Here is an 18,418-nt window from a genome sequence, read left to right as displayed (position 1 = left end):
AAATAGGTGCATGGCCGAAAAGAAGACCAACATCATTGATACTGACGACCTGCTGGTAGTCCTTAAGTTTCTTTCAAAGAACATCTTGATCCTTCTCGTCGTTCCCGTTTTAGCGGGAATTGGGGCTTATATCTATGCACATCGTTTGCCCGATGAGTACGGAGCGAAGACGCAGATTTTATTGGGCTCCGGAACGGGTACTGAATACCAAAGTCAGATCTATAGAAACCTGACGGGGTATGGTTCGGGAGTAAGTCAAATTACCAATCAGATCAGAGTCCTGCAGTCTCATGATTTGATTTCGAGGACACTCGAAAAGCTCGACTTTCAAGTCTCTTACTACATCGTAGGTCGGGTAAAAACAACTGAGATTCCCAATATCGACGCCTTTGATGTCGACATTAAATTGGTCGAATCAGACGGTGCTCTGTTTGGTGTTCCTTTCGATGTGCGCATTCTCAATAAAGAGGAATTCGTGCTGATCTTTGAAAAGAATGGTGAGCAGATAGAGCGACAGCATAAATTCAACGAAGACATCATTGAGTCTGATTACCTGCTTCGTCTCGATCGAAATAGTCTTTTAAGTGATGAGACATTCGATCAACTGAAGAACAACGATTACCGATTTGTGGTCAACAGCAAGAACTTTCTGATCAGTAAGTACAAGAGCAACTTGAGGATCGGAAACGAAGAGAATACGAGTATTCTTGTGATCTCCATGCGCGACGAATTGGAGCTGAAAGCAAAGACTTTTCTCGACTCTCTTTCCGAGACTTACATCGATTACACTATTCAGTCTCAAATCGATCTCAACAAAAACACCCTCGATTACATAGATCGTCAGTTGAGCGGTATCACGGGGATTTTGGACTCGATTGAGACCAATCTGGAATCTTACAAAGAGCAGCAAGACATCCTTGATCTTTCGCGAGAGCAGGCTCAGTTTTTTGAAAAACTCCTCGGGTTTGAGTCGGAGAAACGGCAGATCAACATGAAGCTGGAGTCGCTTGAATCGCTGGAAAATTACCTGATCAGTAGTAAGGAGAACACGAAGATTCTTCCACCGGCTTTATACATCACTGAGGATGAATTTCTCCAAGGTTCCTTGAGGGAGCTGTACAATCTGGAAGTACAGAAATCACAGGCTACATTTGATTACAAAGATGGAAGCCCCGGATCGGATCGTGCCGCTGAAACAATGCAAAACCTTCGGTCGAATATTCTGATTTACATCAACAACCTGCGCAGTGCCATGGCCGACCGCATGAAGGATGTGAAAAAGGAGATATCCTACTACGAAAACTTATTGCGAAGATTGCCGGAGTCTCAACGTGAGCTTCTGAATATAGAGAGAAACCTGGACGTAAATGAGAAGATGTTCATTTACCTTCTCGAGAAAAAAGCGAATACGGTGATCGCTCGTGCAGCTATTGTGCCCGAGGTTAGCATCATTGAGATAGGTCGAGGTGTCGGAATCGTTGGTCCTGAGAAGGACCGTATAGTCTACTATGCATTGGCAATTGGATTATTCATAGCATTGGTCATCGCCTTTGTTCGAATGGTTTTCTTCGATCGAATTCAGAACACCCGCGAGCTCAAACAAATTTCTCACCTACCTATTCTTGGTGGCGTGCCGGGCACCGATGTGGGTGTTGATGAACGCTTAGTGGTTTCTACGAATACACGGTCAAATGTGGCGGAGGCCTTTAGGAGTATCCGAACAAATCTCCAGTATTTCAGCGATGCCCCCGGTAGTAGGCTTATGCTTGTTACAAGTCTACATCCGGGTGAGGGAAAAACTTTCTGCTCAGTGAATATCGCAGCCATTATTGCCAGTGCCCACAAGAGAGTTTTGCTCCTGGATTTTGACATGCATAAACCGAAGGTGCATCGATCTCTCGGATTGTTAAATGAGAGAGGTCTATCCACTTACATCGTTTCAAAGAACACCAAGGACGAAATTATCCAACATACAAAATTGGAGAACCTTGACGTGATTACTGCCGGCCCTATTCCCCCCAATGCCTCTGAATTGGTTCTTAGCCCGAAAGTCGAAGAGCTTCTAAATGAATTGAAGAAGGATTACGACTACATCATCGTAGATACTCCTCCGTTGATGTTGATTTCCGATTCGATGGTATTGATGCGCCATGTGGATGTGGGAATGTTTGTTATGAATACCGAGAAAGCGACCCGCGGAGGTGTGCGCCACCTGGAAGAAATCGTTGAGGCGAATAAGTTGAGCCATACCGCTTTGATCTTGAATAATGTGAAAGCACAGCGCTGGAGAAGTTATTATAGCCGATATGCATACCGCTATGGTTATGGTTACGGATATGGCTACGGCTATGGTCGAGGCTATGGCGATGATCAAGGAAAAGACTGATGGCTTATCTCTCAGAAGCTGAATTGAATGAAATCGGTTTTGCCAAATTGGGCGAAAACGTTCTTGTTTCCAATAAGTGCTCCATCTACAATGCTCATCTGATTTCCTTGGGAAAAAATGTGCGAATTGACGATTTTGTCGTCATTAGCCCTTCTGATCAGCCTTTCGATATCGGCAGCTATGTGCATATCGCCACGCATTGTTCCCTCATTGGTAGAGCATCCATCAAGATGAATGACTTCTCCGGATTATCGGGACGCGTATCGATCTACTCGAGCAGCGACGATTACTCGGGTGATTTTATGACCAACCCCACGGTTCCAGAGCAATACACTAATGTTATTTCAAAACCCGTTGAGCTGGGAAAACACGTTATCGTAGGAGCGGGTGCGGTTATACTCCCCGGAGTTAGCATCGGAGCAGGTTCGGCCATTTCGGCCTTGGCCTTGGTAAATCGAGATATTCCAAGCGGCGTAATTGCCAGAGGGACTCCCTGCCGAACCATCAAACCGCGAAAATCAGGAATGCTGAATTTGGAAAAGAAGCTCAGGACAGAAAAGCGTTAATTCCAAGTTGGATTATTCTTTAGGATTGAGTTAGACAGTCTTATGAATTCAAGAACTAGACCAACAGAATCTTGCTAAAACATCAAATATTTTGGAGATGTTAATAATGAACTGAACGAAGCGAGTCACGATCTTAATGAAATTCATCGGGCTCGATGCCCGTTGAATTCTCAAGGTTTTCCCACAGTGCAGCTCAAGGCAAATTATGCAGACCACCGCAGGGAGCGAATAATTTGAATGAGCGTGTCGAGAGGGCGCTTATTTTTTCAGAAGCGACCGAAGACACACCTTGGGAAAACAAATGATTTATTCACTTATGTCCATTTTTTATAAGGTGTTCATGAGGTCGCTCCGCTTAGTTTTGGTTCTTTTCTTCTAAGGGAAAAGAACAGAAAGAGAACAATGATTCTTTGTGAGAACAGTTAAATTGTAAATTTCTGATTATCCAAAGGAAATTTTTTTCACCCTTTTATATTCGCGTAAGCCCACTTCAAACCCAGCGCCCACCTGCGACTGATCGGTAGCTCATCAAAAAATTGCTGAAACACTTCGCGATCTTTCTCTCTGGCCAAAATAACTTGGCGTTCAAAAAGCTGCAAAGCTTCTTTCTCCAATTGCCGATCGCCGATGGCTTGGTAGAATTTGACCAAAGTGGAATAGCGAATGAGCCCACGCTCAAATCGATCGAGCGAAGTCCAAATGCCCGCGTCATGTTCACGATGAGCTGAGAGCACTTTATTGACATAGTGTGGCCTTCCTGAATAAAGTCCAAATCCGATGATAAAAACATCTGGATTGAGAACTTCAAAAAAGGTGCTCGGAAATTTTTTTGGAAAAGCACTCTTTCGAATCACGATAGAATTTGTGGCAGGGCCATGCTTGGATAGCATGTCTTTCAATTCGAACTTTGCGGGCTGCTCTTCCAGCACTTTCACAGCTATTTCTTTTCCTGAGTCGTCAATTTTCGAGTAATCCGCATACACCAATGAAACGCTCGAATCAGCATTCATTCCTTCCATCTGCAGTGTGAGTTTGGAAGAATTTGTCCAAAGATCATCACCTTCGCAAAGGGCTATAAAGTCACCTTTGCATTGTTCTAACGCAAATACAAAATTCTTGGAAGGCCCGAGATTCTCTTTATTTCTAAAAGATCTTATTCTGCCCTTTTCGTAGTCAATGGATTCAATGATCTCCCAAGTCTTGTCCTCAGAAAAGTCATCGCATACGATCAACTCGAGGTTCTCGTAATCCTGATTCAGAATTCCTTCCAGACAAGATTTGATAAATCGCTCGTGATTGTAAGTCAAAACGATAACTGAAACTAAGGGTTCACTCATATGGACAAGATTAATTCTAGTACTTCACTTTGTTCTTTATTGGTCAAATCGTGGTATTGAGGCAGACAGCAAATTCTCTCTGAAATATCCTCGCTTATTGGGCATGATTGGTAATCAACGTAGTCCAGTTTATTAAGCGAAGGATTGAAATACCTTCTCAGTTCAATGCCTTTTTCCGTGGCTAAATCTATAGCTTTTTGCAATTTCGAGTAATTCGAGAATATCACGGGAAAATAAGCGCCATTGTATCCGCCTTCATCACTAAGTGAAATTGTTCCCAATTCACTGCCTTCGATTCCCTTGCGGTAAAAGTGCCACTGCTCCCTTCTTTTAGCGATTAGCCCATCGGCTACTTCCAAATTGAGAAGCCCCATCGCCGAGTGGAATTCGCACATTTTACCATTAATGCCTACACCGTCAAACTCATTGACACCGACGTGACCAAAATTTCTAAACCGATCGATTTTTTCTTTTCCTGTTGCCGATTTACAAAAGACTGCTCCTCCATTTACGGTGTGAAAAAGCTTGGTGGCGTGAAAGCTGAGAACGGAAATATCTCCATATTCCAGTACTGACTTGTCATTGTATTTCGTACCAAATGCATGCGCTCCGTCAAAGAATAGCTGAATTCCGTAAACTGACGAAATACGCTCCAACTCATCAATCTTGCAAGGGTTTCCGTAAACGTGCGTCGCCAGAATGGCCTTAGTTTTACTCGTGATTTTCTTTTCGACTTCTGACGGATCGATGCAAAGCGAATCTGCTTCAACATCGGCGAATATCGGAGTGAAGCCTTCCCAAACAATAGCCGATGTAGTAGCCACATACGAAAACGGACTCGTGATAATTTCACCTCCCGGCTCCAACGTTTTCAATGCCAATTGAAGGGCCATTGTTCCGCTGGTCACCACCGAAGTGTGACTCGAACCCAAGAATAGCTCTAACTCTTTTTCGAATCGCTGCAGAAATACGCCGTTGTTGGTCAGCCATTGGCTGTCCCAAATCTGATCCACTATTTCCTTGTAGCGCTCTTTCGACGGCAAAAAGGGTTTCGTCACCGGTATTCTCATGCTTTCACCGTTTTGTTTAGCCAAGGCATTTCATCGATCATTGGCTCAATTTCTAGAAATACTGAAAGCTTCGACAAGGCTTTCTCTTCTCCCACATTCAGTACCAAGAGGTTCTTGCGATTTTCAAAAGCATCAATAACTTCAGAGCGATGCGTGTTGTATGTTTCGATCAAGCTATCACGATTGTATGGATCTCCTTCGGGGCTATTGTACAGCGCTCGATTCGCTTCCCAAGCAAAGCCCACGTATCGGTACTTTACACTCATCAACAATTCCTTGGTCAGCGGTTTACCGAAAACGCTTTCGTGAAAACGAACCAAGGAATCATACCAAACATCAGCATTATCTCGAACCGTTAAAATATACTTTGCGTCGGGATAAGCGGTCAGCAAAATTTTATAGCAATTCGGAGCACTGAAGGGTAGGTCTTGAAAAAAATCGGCCGAATCACAAAAATCGAGGATAGCTTGGAAGTTTCCCGCAGAAAAATCACTTAAAAGCAACTCACCTTTTACTTGATCGCCGCAAGAAAATTCATGAATCTCCATGAACTTCTCCAATGAAGTAGTTCCTGTCTTGTTCAATCCAATGCAAAAAACCTTTTCTTTCGGTTTCTCAGCCATCTTATATTTGTCTGAAGTAAAGTTCCAAATATCTTGAAAGTTTCGGTAATCATCCCTCTGTACAATCAGGCGCGCTTTGTCAAGCGTGCTGTCGAGAGTGCATTGAGCCAACCCGAGACCGCCGAAGTCTTGGTAATCGACGACGGATCAGACGACGATGGAGCGACTTTGGTTCAGAATATCTTTGCAAATGACTCACGAGTGAAGTGCCTGCTACACTCCAACGGCGGGCGACTGGGAGCAGGTGCAGCTCGCAATCTCGGAATCAAAAATGCCACCCAACCATTTCTCGCTTTCTTGGATGCCGACGACTACATGATGCCAAATCGCTTTGTGCACACTCGCGAAGTCTTCACCACACATCCCGATGCCGATGGCGTTTTTGAGGCGCTCGGGCAGGAGGGGAGTGATCAAGTGACCATGCTCCGAATCCACGTCGATCCCGGTGAGGTTTTTCACGAGATGGAGCCTTTCGGCAAAAACGGTCACTTCTCCGTTTGTGGCCTTACCGTCAAATCTCACGCTGTAAGAGACACCGGTGGTTTCTCCGAACGACTCGAAATAGGAGAGGACACCGAATGGCTGGCCAGGCTTGTTCTCACCCATAAAATCTACTGCGGAGACCTGAAGAAAGTGGTGGCTTTGAGAACGGTAGATGGCAGAAACACCACTTCGGTGAGCGAGCGCACCGCCACCGACAAAGTGCTCATGGCAGCCATGCTAATGGCTTGGGCCAAATCAGAAGATCAGCCCGAATCCGTCCAACGCATTCTGCTCGATCTCTACCTCAAATACCACTATGAGGAGAATCGACTCTTGTCAAAAAAATCAGCGCTAAGCCGCAAACTGGCTGATTTCAAAGCAGCACTTTTCGTCATGAAAACGAGTTCTGACTTTTGGAAAATTCCCAAAGTGCAGTATTTCCTCAAAACAGTAGTCGGTCTGCCCGTGAAAAACCATTTGGACTACTACGTGCCAAGTGGCCGAGAATGAATATTTTTGCGCCCACTCGATGAGCAAACCCATTGTTTCCATTATCACCCCAAATTTTAATAAGGGTCAATTCGTAGAAGATTGCATCCGATCTGTCATGGGGCAAACCATGCTCGATTGGGAGCTCCTCTTCGTCGACGATTTCTCGACAGACGGCAGCGACGAGCTCGCCAAGAATCTGTCGGTGATTGACGAACGGGTCATCTATCAGCAAAATCAGGGAAAAAAAGGAGCATCATCTTGCCGCAATCAAGGTCTGGCTTCCGCCAAAGGGGAATACGTCATGTTCCTCGATAGCGATGACTTGCTCACTCCCGACTGTCTGGAGAGGAGAGTCAAGACCATGCGGGCAAATCCTGAATTGGATTACGCCGTTTATCCTATGGGGCTCTTTCACACCAAACTCGGCGATAGCGACATCATTTGCAATATTCCTACGGACGAGACACCTTTGAATCGGTTTCTCAATCGAGATATCGTATGGCTGATAGCAGGACCCATTTGGAAAAAATCCGTTCTCGATGAGCTGGGTGGATTTGATGATAGCCTCCATAGTCAGCAAGATTACGACCTTCATGTCAGAGCTTTAATAGCTGATTTTTCTTACAAGTATTTCCATGTTGAACCCGATGTTTTTTATCGCCAAGAGGTTCACAGTCTTCCGCGTCTTCAATCACAAACGGTTGAGCATTTTCAATTTCGATTTGAAATGATTTTGCATCACGCTGAACTACTCGAAAAAGCGGGGAAATTGGGAGAAGAAAAGAAATTATTGCTCTCGAGATATTTGCTCGACCTAGCCCAAATGATGCGTTGGCATATCGGTGAGTTGGGTAAGGAGGCACGCGAGTGTGGCTTGGAGTATTGGCAAGCGGCCAAGGACAGAAATCTGGTTGATGAAAACCGCTACAAACTTGGCGTCAAGTACATTCGCTTTAAGCACAATATGAAATGGAATCGCCTGCCTAAAGCGCAGCGTGCCTTGGAGAAGTTTTACCGTTCTCACCTTGGCGATTTGATCTTCTACCCGAGCAAAACCTACTGCAAAGTTACCCTCGCCGATTATGCAGGATAAACCACACGTGCTCTTTATCAGCTCTTGGTATCCTTCTCCTACCACCTCTGAGGGAACCTTTGTAGAGCTTCACCTTTTGGCTTTGCAATCGCGTGGCTGCAAATGCGCCATCATGCTCAATGGTGAAACAACTTTTGGAAACTATGTAAAGGCAGGTTTTGATAAATCGAAACTCCTGAACTTTCGAAAAAGGGGTGACATCACTTTCATCGAAAATCTGGCTGTTCACAAGCGTCCGCTCCGTTATTCTCGAGATCCCATTGCCGAAAGGAAAGGGAACATACTCAGTGCTTCCGTTAAGAATCTCAAAGCTTACATTTCTGTTCACGGCAAGCCTGACGTGATTTTTCACCATGGGATTTTCGATTATACCTACATCTCACACCACCTCTCCGAGAAATTTGATCTTCCCATTTGGTACATGGAGAATTCCCCGAATATCGAAGCAGGTGTTTTCCCTTGTGCCAATCCATTTGACACCGATGAGGAAAGAAAAAAGTTCGTCAAAAACGTAGAGCGACGCTTTGCCGTGACAGGCGCTTATGTTGAAAAAATGGAGCGAATTTTTCAAGTTCCTTTCGAGCTGGTGCCCAATGTCATTACCGATGATTTCTTCGTTGAAAATCCCAAGCCGCGCTCTACGAAGCCTTTCGTTTTTTGCAATGTGGCCATCATGGATTCGCGGAAGCGGCAAGACCTCATTATCGAAGCTTTCGCAGAAGCTTTTGGAGGAGACGAGAACTACCGATTGGTGATAGCCGGCGATGGAAAGCTCAAGCAACCTTTGATTGACTTGGCCAAGAAACTAGGTGTTTCCACTCAAGTCGATATTCCAGGTTACCTCAACCGCGATGAGGTGAAAGACCTCCTCGATCGGTCGAATGTGTTCGTGCTGGCTTCTCGCGCTGAGACCTTCGGCGTGGTGGTGATCGAAGCCATGGCTCGGGGCATTCCCGCCATCTCTTCCGATATCGATGGAACCCGAGAAATTATCAATTCCACCAATGGAATCCTTTTCAGAGAGGGAAGTAGGAAGGGGCTGACCGAAGCTTTGCGAGAATTGGTTTCGAATTACGATATTTACGATCCTAAAAAAATTGTGGAAGACGTCAAATCCCGATTTGGGCCCGACGCCGTGAAGAAAGGTTTATTCAAAGAATGATTCCCGTACTGGAAAAATATGGCATCCGTAGATCCGAGTTGAAGTACATCAGCCGCACTGATGCCACTGCCATTGAACTTATCCAAGACAGGATGAACTGGAAGGGAAAGGTCGGTTTTGGCATGGAGTACAAGAAGTACGCTCTGGCGCTGGATCGATTTTACAAGAAAGCCCTCAAAGAAAAGGCCTGCTTTTACGGCCCTTTCAAAGGGGAATTCGGACATTTCCTTTTGCACAATCTGCCTTTCCTCATGCACCTCCACAAGAAAGGGGTGAAGATTCACTACTGCGGTATGAGCCTGCACAAGCCCTTCATGGTAGACGAAAAAGGAGAATCGATCGTAGAGACTTTCACCGAGCTTCGCGATTTCTTTGGTGAGATAAAGCCCAGCGCCAATCAGAATGAAGTCCCTAAAGATGTCGCCTCCGTGATCGACGCTTGGAGAAAAAAGGCCAAGTCGAGCGGAATGCCGCTTTTGGACATTGACCGATCTGACTTTTACTGGCACGGCTTGCGGAATTGGCAGCTCGAAGGCCGTCAGCACAAGTACAACTTGGCGAAAGCCTACGGCGAAAACCCCACCGATTCGGTGGTAATCTTTCCTCGCAAAAAAGGCGGAGAGGTAACACCCAACAATGGCGGCCCTTGGGATTATTTGGAAATCGCCCGCCGCTTGAGCCCCTATTTCGAAAAAGTCTATTTGGTCGGTCATCCGTCCCTCAGTGCTCAGGTAGAAGGCGATGGAAACATCGAGGTAAAAGTCTCGGCCGATAATGCGGATACCCTCAAGTTTTGCGCCGAGGCCAAGCTCATCGTCACCCAACACTCAGGTGCCGTGCATATGGGTGCCTACGTAAACACTCCCGTGCTGCTCATCTTCAACGGCGAGCCACCCATCAAAGGATTATTCGACACCCTCCGCTTTCGAAAAAACCTTACCCGAAAACCACTGAAGTACGCTTTCAACCTCGATGAGATAGAAAAGGAAGCGAAGAAATTTTCGGTGGAGAAGGAGAACGCTTAATTCTCGGTACATCAACCCAATAATCGATTGATAATTCCGACCTTCGCTGCTCCACATGCTCGACTACCTTTTTCTCATTCCAACCAGCCCCGATCTCGCAGAAGCTTCACTTCGAAAGGACTTGCAGAAGCTTTGTTTTCAGCAAGTGGCCCAGCTCGAATCGAGTTTTGTGGTATGGCTCCTCGGTGATGCAGAGATCACTCATCCCCATTTTAAAACGATCGTTTGCGAAGGCACCACCAAAGAAGAGAAATTGAAAGAAGCAGGAGATCAGTTGGCTAAGTTGCCACAACTTGCCAAGTACCTCGTGCGCCTCGACGACGATGATTTGATTAACCCCATGGTCTTTGATGAATTGGCCAACCGCGACTTCGACATTGCCTACGACCGAAAGCACTTCTTCTACGATTTGGCTACCGATCTCGCCTCTCGTCAAAAAAGGGACTGGATTCCGAATACAGCCATTATGAATTTTGAAAAGGCCATGACCAAAGTAGATGATCCACGACCACTGAGTGCGGACACTGAGCGGAGCCGAAGTGTCGAGAATTATCTCTTCGCTTGCGATCATTCAAGAGCGTGGCGTATATTTTTCAGCGGTCGAAATATCGTTCACCCCAAGGAGTCGGTTTACGTTCGAATCCTGAATCCCGAAAGCATTACAGCTACCGCTAGCGGCAAGTTTTCTGAAAACAACTACTTTCGCTACTTGCAAGGGTTTGGAGCATGGAGGGCTGCACTGCCTGAAGCGCTCCTTCCGGTGAAAACCGATCTGATGAAAATCAGGCAAAAGCACTTCGGAGATCCACTTAATTTTAAACCGAAAAGAGGACTCTTTAGCAGATTGAAATGAGTTTAGAAGATAAAATCAATTCCTTTTCAGAGGCGGTGAAAGACTTTAAAGTCTGTGTAATAGGCGAGACCATCGTCGATAAGTTCATCGAAGTAAAGTACGAGGGCCAGAGCATGAAGTCTTTCTGTCCCGTATTTCGGTATGCCCATCAAGACGGGCGCAGCCGTGAGCAGCAGGGTGGTGCATCGGCTATAGCCAATCACCTCCGCGATTTCGTGAAGCAGGTGGATGTGTTTACGAATACAGGAAACGAAATCGTAAAAACACGACTCATCGATGCCGACGACGCCAAGAAGCATGTAGAGATCAATAAATTTGATCAAGGGAATTTCGGGCCGCTTGAGGTCAATACCCATGATTACGATGTGGTTATCGTAGCCGATTTCGGTCACGGGTTCTGCAATGAGCTCAAAGTCAATGGTCGGTACCACTACATGACCCAAACTAATAGCAATAATTACGGCTACAACCGCATGAGTAAGTGGAAGTCTTTTCCGAAGAAAAGTGCGTGTATGGATTTGCGTGAAGCCAGCCTTCAGGTCAATCGAAAAACTGATTTCAGCTCTAGAGATGCCATCAGGGAACTCTACAACTACGAGATCGGAGCCGACAAATTATTTCTCACTCTTGGCAAGCGCGGATCCGTTTATTACGATGGATCCAGCTATGTTCACCAAGATGTCTTCAAAGGGCAAATCGTCGACACCATCGGAGCGGGAGATACCTTCTACGCCTTTGCCTGCCTGGCCGCCGAATTAAAATTTGAAGACGTTAATGACGTGATGACCGTTCCTTCATTGGCCGCCAGCCTTTCGTGTACCTGGCTGTGCAATGAAGAAGAAGTCACCCTCGAAAAATTGAAAAAACATGCAGCTCAGTTCATATAAAACGGCATTCGATGAATTCTTTGCCGATCCCGAAATCACCAAAGGTGTGGAGCAATCCGTGGACTTGGTTCGCCAAGCGAAGCGGGTTATCTTCATCGGCAACGGAGGCAGCAATGCCATCTGCAGCCACATGATGGAAGACTACATGAAGATTGCCGGAAAGCCAACGATGAGTTTTACCGACGCAGCTTTGATTACTTGTTTTGCCAACGACTACGGCTACGAGAATGCCATGAAAGAATGGATCAACTTTTCGTTTCAGGAAGGTGATCTCTTGGTAGCCATTAGCTCTTCGGGCGAATCTGCCAACATCTTGAACGCGGTAAATGTGCACCGAGCAAAAGGCGGAAAAGTGATGACGCTTTCGGGATTCAAGAAAGACAATAAGCTCTCTCAAATGGGCGATGTCAACTTTCAAACCACCGTCGAAAATTACGGAATCGTAGAGTGCTACCACCAAGTCATTCTCCACGTCATCCTAGATGAAATCGCCCAATGAAGAAAGTTCTCATAACAGGTGTAGCCGGATTTATCGGTTCCAATTTGCTCGATTATCTTTTGGAAAAGACAGATTGGGAGATCGACGGAATAGACAACTTTAGCACGGGCCGACGGTCGAATGTGGCCGAGAACTTGGACAATCCACGATTCAATCTGATCGAAGATTCGCTCTTTTTGCTTAACTCATTAAAGCCTTACGATACGATTTTTCATTTGGCGGCTTTGCCCAGAATCCAGCCGAGCTTTGAGTTGGTGACGGAACACATCAAAGAAAATCTTTTGGCTTCCATTCACTTGGTGGAGCTCATGATCGCCGATAATCACTTTCCGCGATTCGTCAATAGCTCTTCCAGCGCCATCTACGGTACTCCCGATTTGATACCGACTCCCGAAACGGAGAAAGTGGATTGCTTGAGTCCCTATGCTTTTCAGAAATACGAAGGAGAAAAATACTTTCAAATGCTGGCGACGCGATACCCTCTGGATTTTGTCCATTTGAGGTATTTCAACCCTTTCGGGCCGCGCAGTTTCAATCCCGAAAATAAGTTCAATGCTTATAGTTCGGTGGTGGGAATCTTTCTTTACCGAAAGGAGCAGAACCAACCACTCTTGATTACGGGTGATGGATCGCAGAAGCGCGACTTCATTCACGTGTACGATTTGGCGAAAGCCAACTACATGGCGGCGGTACATCCCGAAAAACTCAACACCGCTTTCAATATCGGCGCCTCGGGGACTGTCTCAGTGCTCGATTTAGCAAAAATGATTTCGGACGAATATGAATTCATTCCGCTACGCGAGGGCGAAGCTGAAATAACATACTCTGACGTGAGCAAGGCCAAAGCCGTAATGGGCTGGGAGCCGGAGTACGATTTGGAATCTTACATCAAATCTGTCTTGGGATGATTCGAGGTTTTGCGTGCGGAGTTTTCGATTTGTACCATCCCGGTCACGTGCTGATGCTGCACGACTGCAAGGCACACTGCGATCACCTGACCGTGGCCCTCAATCGCTCCGAAAATTTTGACGAGGCCATCAACCCTGGTAAGCGCAAGCCATTTTTCACTTTGGAAGAGCGCCGCATGGTGCTCGAATCGATCAAGTACGTCGATGAAATTATTGATTACCAAACCGAGGAGGAGTTGACCGAGATTATGTCGACGGGAAATTACCACGTGCGTTTTCTCGGCGACGATTACGAGGGCAAGCCGATTACGGCCGGCGATGCCATCAAGCGAATCGTCTACATCGACCGTAGCCACGGCTATAGCACCTCAAAACTGGTAGAGCAGATCAGAAAATGACCGAAATCAAGCGCATCCTGATTGTGGCTTATTCTTTTCCTCCACAAGGCGGAATAGGCGGGAGGCGCTGGGCAAAATTTGCCAAACAATTCAGGCGCTCTGGCATCGAGGTGGAAGTCATTTCTGCCGATATGCCCGCCGAGACCGATAGTTCTTGGACTGCCGATGTGGACGGGATTCCCGTATTTCGATTCAAAACTTCATTTCCCGCTTCGCTGAAAATGCAACCCGCTCGCTTGATCGACAAAGTGAGGTACCGCATGGCTTTGCGAAAAATGGTCTTGAAGACAAAAGGTACGCCTTACGATCGGGCCGCATTGGACCAACTCGCTTTTCGATCTCTGTTCAGTCAACGAATGGAGAAGTTCAATCCCGATGTAATCATTGCCACGGGTGCCCCGTTTGATCTGTTGTATTTCGCTGCGATTGAAATGGAGAATCATCCCGATGTACTTTCATTGGCCGATTTGCGCGACCCTTGGGTCAACGGTTCGGCCTTTGGCTATTCCGCACTTTCAAACGAAAGGTTGGAGATCGAAAAAGAGAAAGAAGCCAAAGTGGTCGATACCTTCGATTTGGTGACCATGCCATGGCCTCAAAATATCGAGGAGCTGCAGCAAAGGCATCCCGATCAAGCGAAGAAGCTCTCGGTTTTGCCGCATTTCTTCGATGATGATGACTTGAAGAGCAAAGGCGAAGTGGAGAATCCACCCGACCTGATTTATGGCGGCGCCATCTACGAAGGCTTGGAACCTGCCTTGGCTGAGTTGAGTGCTTTTGCTAAGGCCAAGGAACTGAAAATCGAAATTCGCACGGGAAGTCTCGTTGACTCTTCGATTCAAAACGAGTTCTTCAAGGCCCTGCCTCCTCTTTCGAGTAAAGAGTTTTTTACTCGAGTGAAAGCTTCCAAGTATTCACTGCTTTTTTTGCCGGAAGGCAAACGATATGGATTGACCAAGCTCTATGAGTTGGCTGCCTGTCAAAAGCCTATTTTGGCAATCGGTAAGCCAAGTAACTTGAGCGAATTGATTGAGAATAAATCACTCGGACAATTTATTCACGAAGATCGATTGACAAAGGAATTGATGAAAGCCATTGATCAGTCAAAAGAAATTGAGCCAAATCAAGATTGGGTCAATAGCCATTCCCTTTCTAAAATCACCGCAGATCTAACGGATTTGTTAAAAAGCGAACTCAATGCAAAATAAGCGAAGAATTTGCGTCATCGTGGGTACGCGCCCCAACTTCATTAAAGTGACTCGCTTTAAAGAAGTGGCTGCAACTTATGATGGTCTGGAGCTAGAAATCGTGCACACGGGCCAGCATTACGACGAGAAAATGGCCAGCATATTTTTTGATCAATTCGGCTTGAGGCCCGACCACTTTCTTCACGTCGGTCAGGGAGAGCCTTTTGCTCAAATAGCTGAGACCATTGATAAACTGGGAACTTACTTTAGATCTACCAAGCCTGATATCGTCGTGGTAGTTGGTGATGTGAACTCGACTTTGGCGGCAGCTATCGCGGCAAACAAATGCGGCGTAGCCGTGGCACATCTTGAAAGTGGATTACGGAGCCACGACCGTGAGATGCCCGAAGAACACAACCGAAAGGTGGCCGATATCTTAGCGGATATTCATTTTATCACCGAAGACTCTGGATTGGAAAATTTGAGATCCGAAAAAATCTCGGAGGCAGGATTGACCTTTGTGGGAAATACGATGATTGACACCTTGGTGGCTTTTTCGAGTCAAATTCAGGAGTCGACCATTGTCAAAGACATCAAAGCCGATCAAGATGATTTTGCTTTGGTGACCATTCACAGACCTTCGAATGTCGATTCCAGAGAGGGACTGTTACTCGTTTTAGACGTCCTGCGCGAACTGTCGAAGCGAGTGAAAATCGTCTTCACAGCTCATCCGCGCACTACCAAGCGAATGGAAGAGTTCGGAATCGCCGATGATTTTGCGGCCATTGATGGCTTGACTATTTTGCCTCCGCTTAGTTATTTCGATTTTCAAAAGTTGGTAGCCGACTGCCGATTGGTACTGACTGATTCAGGCGGAATCCAAGAGGAGACCACCTTCTTGCGAAAGCCCTGTCTCACTTTGCGCCCGAATACGGAAAGGCCGAGTACTTTGACTGTCGGAACAAATACTTTGTTGCCCTTCGAGACGGCAAGGATCATGACATCTGTCGAGGCTGTTTTAAGTGGCAACTATAAAAATGGAGAGATTCCCCATCTTTGGGACGGAAAGGCCACCGAGCGCGTGATGGAGCGGCTTGTGCAATTTTTGGAAATCGGTCAATAAATGAAGATTCTCTACTATTCACCACATCCTCAGCTGAAGCTGAATGCCCCGACGGGGTATGGCACGCATATGCGTGAGATGATTGCCGCATGGAGAAAGATGGATGTAGAGGTCAAAACTTTCATAGCGGGAGATTTTGGGGGTGACGGGTACGGTGATGCTCGTCCATCAAAATTTGCTCGGTTTAAAAAATTCATCCCATCCATTCTTTGGGAAACCCTAAAAGACTTTCAGTTGATTCGCTTCGACAAGAGTTTGGAGCCTTCTCTAAGATCATTGATCAAAGAATTTGAACCTGACTTAATCTATGAGCGCGTCGCGTACCTTCAAAATTCAGGAGTAAAAACCGCTGAGAATGTGGGTATAAAGCACGTTGCAGAAATTAATGCTCCCTATCCCGAAGAGCGAGTCTATTTTTCGGGGAAATCATTTTTCCTCAATCAGGCCAAAGATCACGAGAGACAGATTCTGGCAAAGTCTGATTTGGTGACAGTCGTAAGCAGCGACTTGAAAGAGCACCTTCAGAAGAAACTGACAGATATCGATTCAAAGATTGTCGTTATTCCGAATTGTGTAAACCCTTCCGAGACTACACATTCGTCAAGCGATGTAGTAGCAGTTCGCGAGTCATATCAGCTTTCAGGAAAAACCACCATAGGGTTCGTAGGTTCCATTTTTCCTTACCATGGGGTTGATTTGCTGATTGACGCTTTTTCTCAAATAGATTCAAGTGTGGATGCTCGTCTCCTTATCGTTGGAGATGGCGAGGCTCTACCAGAACTAAAGGCGAATGCCAGAAGTCTTGGGATATTGGATCGGTGTATTTTTACAGGAAGTGTGCCCCATCGTGAGGTTTACCCTTTGATTGAAACAATGGATATTTGCTGCATGCCCGATAGCAACTGGTATGGCTCGCCGGTTAAAATATTTGAGTATGGTTTGATGAAAAAACCGGTAATTGCGCCCGATTTGGGTCCACTCAGAGATGTAATGTCTGACGGAGAAAATGGCCTTTTGGTGGAACCGAATGCTGAAGCGCTAAAAGACGCCATCGACAAACTGGTGAAGAACTCGGAACTAAGAGAGAAAATTGCCATCGCATGGCATGAAAAAGTCTTGCTCGAGTACACTTGGGACACGGCTGCAAAAAAAGTATTGAAGGCATGCACATAGCGGTAATCACGGATGGAATAACACCCTTTGTCACTGGAGGAATGCAGCGCCATTCTTTTCACTTGGTGAAAAATCTTTTGCGAAAAGGGGTGAAAATCACTCTCGTGCATTGCGTTTGTGGCAATGATAGTTTTCCAAAAAAGGAAAAAATCTATGAGTTAATGGAATCCAGTTCCGAAGCATTGGAAATCCACACTCTGCGTTTTCCCCAAATGAAAAATGTGCCTGGCCATTACCTCAGGGAATCGTACCAATACTCTTGTAATATCTACGAGCTTTTGAAGGATAAGTGGGGAAAGTTTGACTTCATCTATTGCAAGGGATTTACCTCGTGGTGTCTGCTTGAGCAAAAAAAGAAGGGGAAACACATGGCGCCCGTAGGAGTGAAGTTTCACGGCTATGAGATGTTCCAGAAAAACAAGAACATCAAGGGAAAGATTGAGCAGTTTATGTTGCGGCCACCGGTGGTTTTTATCAATCGCAATGCTGATGCTGTATTTTCTTATGGAGGCGAGATCAATGGTGTGATTGAGAAAATCGGAGTTGACCCTGATAAGATCGTTTCGATCGGATCGGGAATTGACGATAGCTGGCTGGTTACGGAACCCAAAAAAGAACAAGGTACACGTCGATTTCTCTTCATTGGAAGAAACGAGAAGAGAAAAGGCTTGGACGATTTGAAAGCATTGAGTGGCCTCATAAGCACCCTGCCGATAGAGTTTCATTTTGTCGGACCGATTCCAAAGCTCAAGCAAATCAAATCACCAAATTGTGTCTATCACGGTGAAGTGACAGATTCGAATATGCTGCGGGACACCATTGATACTTGCCAGGTATTAGTCGTTCCGAGTCATTCCGAAGGAATGCCTAATGTCATTTTGGAAGCTATGTCGAGAGGGCTGGCGATTCTGGCTACATCCGTCGGGGCAGTGCCCATGATGGTTTCAGACAGCAATGGTCGTTTGATACCTTCTCATCAAAGAGCTGCACTGTCGGGAGTGCTCACCGAATTGGCCGAGATGGATTCTGCTGACTTAATGAAACTCCGAGAAAAAAGCTTGAACATCATTTCAGAAAATTATCTCTGGTCGGCTATCGCCCAAAAGAATCTCAACGCCATTGAGAAGATTACCTTTACGCTGAGTTAACTGAT

At 46.0% G+C, this 18,418-nt stretch carries 18 protein-coding genes; 15 read left to right on the top strand and 3 right to left on the bottom strand.

Going from position 1 to position 18,418, the window contains the following annotated elements:
* The first annotated feature begins 10 nt into the window (after positions 1 to 10).
* Positions 11 to 2,386, top strand: a complete 2,376-nt coding sequence (locus O3Q51_10830; GenBank protein MCZ4409309.1) for a polysaccharide biosynthesis tyrosine autokinase — start codon at positions 11 to 13, stop codon at positions 2,384 to 2,386.
* Complete coding sequence (locus O3Q51_10825) at positions 2,386 to 2,952, top strand: acyltransferase (protein MCZ4409308.1); 567 nt, start codon at positions 2,386 to 2,388, stop codon at positions 2,950 to 2,952. Before O3Q51_10830 ends, O3Q51_10825 begins: the two co-directional genes overlap by 1 nt.
* Before the next feature lie 461 nt (positions 2,953 to 3,413).
* Here the strand turns inward: O3Q51_10825 and O3Q51_10820 are convergent, their stop codons facing one another.
* From O3Q51_10820 to O3Q51_10810, 3 genes are read right to left on the bottom strand one after another with little or no spacing between them, the layout of a single operon-like run.
* On the bottom strand, positions 3,414 to 4,289 hold the full coding sequence (locus tag O3Q51_10820; protein ID MCZ4409307.1) for a glycosyltransferase: 876 nt from the start codon (positions 4,287 to 4,289) through the stop codon (positions 3,414 to 3,416).
* A complete protein-coding gene (locus tag O3Q51_10815) occupies positions 4,286 to 5,359 on the bottom strand; it encodes a DegT/DnrJ/EryC1/StrS family aminotransferase (GenBank protein MCZ4409306.1) in 1,074 nt (357 codons plus the stop codon). The genes O3Q51_10820 and O3Q51_10815 overlap by 4 nt, the downstream gene beginning before the upstream one ends.
* A complete protein-coding gene (locus tag O3Q51_10810) occupies positions 5,356 to 5,982 on the bottom strand; it encodes a hypothetical protein (protein ID MCZ4409305.1) in 627 nt (208 codons plus the stop codon). The genes O3Q51_10815 and O3Q51_10810 overlap by 4 nt, the downstream gene beginning before the upstream one ends.
* 33 nt (positions 5,983 to 6,015) lie before the next feature.
* Here O3Q51_10810 and O3Q51_10805 point away from each other — a divergent pair, with 33 nt between their 5' ends.
* From O3Q51_10805 to O3Q51_10745, 13 genes are read left to right on the top strand one after another with little or no spacing between them, the layout of a single operon-like run.
* Positions 6,016 to 6,975 carry a glycosyltransferase family 2 protein gene (locus tag O3Q51_10805; GenBank protein ID MCZ4409304.1) on the top strand — a complete coding sequence of 320 codons (960 nt, stop codon included), beginning with the start codon at positions 6,016 to 6,018 and terminating at the stop codon, positions 6,973 to 6,975.
* Positions 6,976 to 6,994: 19 nt separating this feature from the next.
* Positions 6,995 to 8,050: a glycosyltransferase family A protein gene (locus tag O3Q51_10800; protein MCZ4409303.1), complete on the top strand. Its 1,056-nt coding sequence runs from the start codon at positions 6,995 to 6,997 to the stop codon at positions 8,048 to 8,050.
* The gene (locus O3Q51_10795) at positions 8,040 to 9,212 is read left to right on the top strand and encodes a glycosyltransferase (protein MCZ4409302.1); all 1,173 of its coding nucleotides are present in this window, start codon (positions 8,040 to 8,042) and stop codon (positions 9,210 to 9,212) included. Before O3Q51_10800 ends, O3Q51_10795 begins: the two co-directional genes overlap by 11 nt.
* The gene (locus O3Q51_10790) at positions 9,209 to 10,237 is read left to right on the top strand and encodes a hypothetical protein (protein ID MCZ4409301.1); all 1,029 of its coding nucleotides are present in this window, start codon (positions 9,209 to 9,211) and stop codon (positions 10,235 to 10,237) included. Before O3Q51_10795 ends, O3Q51_10790 begins: the two co-directional genes overlap by 4 nt.
* A 55-nt stretch (positions 10,238 to 10,292) precedes the next feature.
* On the top strand, positions 10,293 to 11,090 hold the full coding sequence (locus O3Q51_10785) for a hypothetical protein (GenBank protein MCZ4409300.1): 798 nt from the start codon (positions 10,293 to 10,295) through the stop codon (positions 11,088 to 11,090).
* The gene (locus O3Q51_10780) at positions 11,087 to 11,977 is read left to right on the top strand and encodes a PfkB family carbohydrate kinase (GenBank protein ID MCZ4409299.1); all 891 of its coding nucleotides are present in this window, start codon (positions 11,087 to 11,089) and stop codon (positions 11,975 to 11,977) included. Before O3Q51_10785 ends, O3Q51_10780 begins: the two co-directional genes overlap by 4 nt.
* Positions 11,958 to 12,476: an SIS domain-containing protein gene (locus O3Q51_10775; protein ID MCZ4409298.1), complete on the top strand. Its 519-nt coding sequence runs from the start codon at positions 11,958 to 11,960 to the stop codon at positions 12,474 to 12,476. The genes O3Q51_10780 and O3Q51_10775 overlap by 20 nt, the downstream gene beginning before the upstream one ends.
* A complete protein-coding gene (locus O3Q51_10770; GenBank protein ID MCZ4409297.1) occupies positions 12,473 to 13,384 on the top strand; it encodes an NAD-dependent epimerase/dehydratase family protein in 912 nt (303 codons plus the stop codon). Before O3Q51_10775 ends, O3Q51_10770 begins: the two co-directional genes overlap by 4 nt.
* Positions 13,381 to 13,782, top strand: a complete 402-nt coding sequence (locus O3Q51_10765) for an adenylyltransferase/cytidyltransferase family protein (protein ID MCZ4409296.1) — start codon at positions 13,381 to 13,383, stop codon at positions 13,780 to 13,782. The genes O3Q51_10770 and O3Q51_10765 overlap by 4 nt, the downstream gene beginning before the upstream one ends.
* Positions 13,779 to 14,990 carry a hypothetical protein gene (locus O3Q51_10760; protein ID MCZ4409295.1) on the top strand — a complete coding sequence of 404 codons (1,212 nt, stop codon included), beginning with the start codon at positions 13,779 to 13,781 and terminating at the stop codon, positions 14,988 to 14,990. Before O3Q51_10765 ends, O3Q51_10760 begins: the two co-directional genes overlap by 4 nt.
* On the top strand, positions 14,980 to 16,092 hold the full coding sequence (wecB, locus tag O3Q51_10755) for a UDP-N-acetylglucosamine 2-epimerase (non-hydrolyzing) (GenBank protein ID MCZ4409294.1): 1,113 nt from the start codon (positions 14,980 to 14,982) through the stop codon (positions 16,090 to 16,092). Before O3Q51_10760 ends, wecB begins: the two co-directional genes overlap by 11 nt.
* Positions 16,093 to 17,265, top strand: coding sequence for a glycosyltransferase family 4 protein (locus O3Q51_10750; GenBank protein MCZ4409293.1), 1,173 nt, complete (start codon positions 16,093 to 16,095; stop codon positions 17,263 to 17,265).
* On the top strand, positions 17,256 to 18,413 hold the full coding sequence (locus tag O3Q51_10745; GenBank protein ID MCZ4409292.1) for a glycosyltransferase family 4 protein: 1,158 nt from the start codon (positions 17,256 to 17,258) through the stop codon (positions 18,411 to 18,413). The genes O3Q51_10750 and O3Q51_10745 overlap by 10 nt, the downstream gene beginning before the upstream one ends.
* Positions 18,414 to 18,418 lie beyond the last annotated feature (5 nt).

The sequence above is a fragment of the Cryomorphaceae bacterium 1068 genome, from assembly GCA_027214385.1.
GTDB lineage: Bacteria > Bacteroidota > Bacteroidia > Flavobacteriales_D > Cryomorphaceae > JAKVAV01.
The sequence above is the reverse complement of the archived record's forward strand: the minus strand, read 5'-3'. Positions and strand labels throughout refer to the sequence as shown.

Excerpts from the sequence above, each read along its gene's own strand:
- O3Q51_10790 (MCZ4409301.1), top strand. The coding sequence starts at position 9,209 with ATGATTCCCGTACTGGAAAAATATGGCATCCGTAGATCCGAGTTGAAG.
- O3Q51_10780 (MCZ4409299.1), top strand. The coding sequence starts at position 11,087 with ATGAGTTTAGAAGATAAAATCAATTCCTTTTCAGAGGCGGTGAAAGAC.
- O3Q51_10795 (MCZ4409302.1), top strand. The coding sequence starts at position 8,040 with ATGCAGGATAAACCACACGTGCTCTTTATCAGCTCTTGGTATCCTTCT.
- O3Q51_10750 (MCZ4409293.1), top strand. The coding sequence starts at position 16,093 with ATGAAGATTCTCTACTATTCACCACATCCTCAGCTGAAGCTGAATGCC.
- O3Q51_10785 (MCZ4409300.1), top strand. The coding sequence starts at position 10,293 with ATGCTCGACTACCTTTTTCTCATTCCAACCAGCCCCGATCTCGCAGAA.
- O3Q51_10815 (MCZ4409306.1), bottom strand. The coding sequence starts at position 5,359 with ATGAGAATACCGGTGACGAAACCCTTTTTGCCGTCGAAAGAGCGCTAC.
- O3Q51_10830 (MCZ4409309.1), top strand. The coding sequence starts at position 11 with ATGGCCGAAAAGAAGACCAACATCATTGATACTGACGACCTGCTGGTA.
- O3Q51_10745 (MCZ4409292.1), top strand. The coding sequence starts at position 17,256 with ATGCACATAGCGGTAATCACGGATGGAATAACACCCTTTGTCACTGGA.
- O3Q51_10810 (MCZ4409305.1), bottom strand. The coding sequence starts at position 5,982 with ATGGCTGAGAAACCGAAAGAAAAGGTTTTTTGCATTGGATTGAACAAG.
- wecB (MCZ4409294.1), top strand. The coding sequence starts at position 14,980 with ATGCAAAATAAGCGAAGAATTTGCGTCATCGTGGGTACGCGCCCCAAC.
- O3Q51_10800 (MCZ4409303.1), top strand. The coding sequence starts at position 6,995 with ATGAGCAAACCCATTGTTTCCATTATCACCCCAAATTTTAATAAGGGT.
- O3Q51_10775 (MCZ4409298.1), top strand. The coding sequence starts at position 11,958 with ATGCAGCTCAGTTCATATAAAACGGCATTCGATGAATTCTTTGCCGAT.
- O3Q51_10760 (MCZ4409295.1), top strand. The coding sequence starts at position 13,779 with ATGACCGAAATCAAGCGCATCCTGATTGTGGCTTATTCTTTTCCTCCA.
- O3Q51_10820 (MCZ4409307.1), bottom strand. The coding sequence starts at position 4,289 with ATGAGTGAACCCTTAGTTTCAGTTATCGTTTTGACTTACAATCACGAG.
- O3Q51_10770 (MCZ4409297.1), top strand. The coding sequence starts at position 12,473 with ATGAAGAAAGTTCTCATAACAGGTGTAGCCGGATTTATCGGTTCCAAT.
- O3Q51_10765 (MCZ4409296.1), top strand. The coding sequence starts at position 13,381 with ATGATTCGAGGTTTTGCGTGCGGAGTTTTCGATTTGTACCATCCCGGT.
- O3Q51_10825 (MCZ4409308.1), top strand. The coding sequence starts at position 2,386 with ATGGCTTATCTCTCAGAAGCTGAATTGAATGAAATCGGTTTTGCCAAA.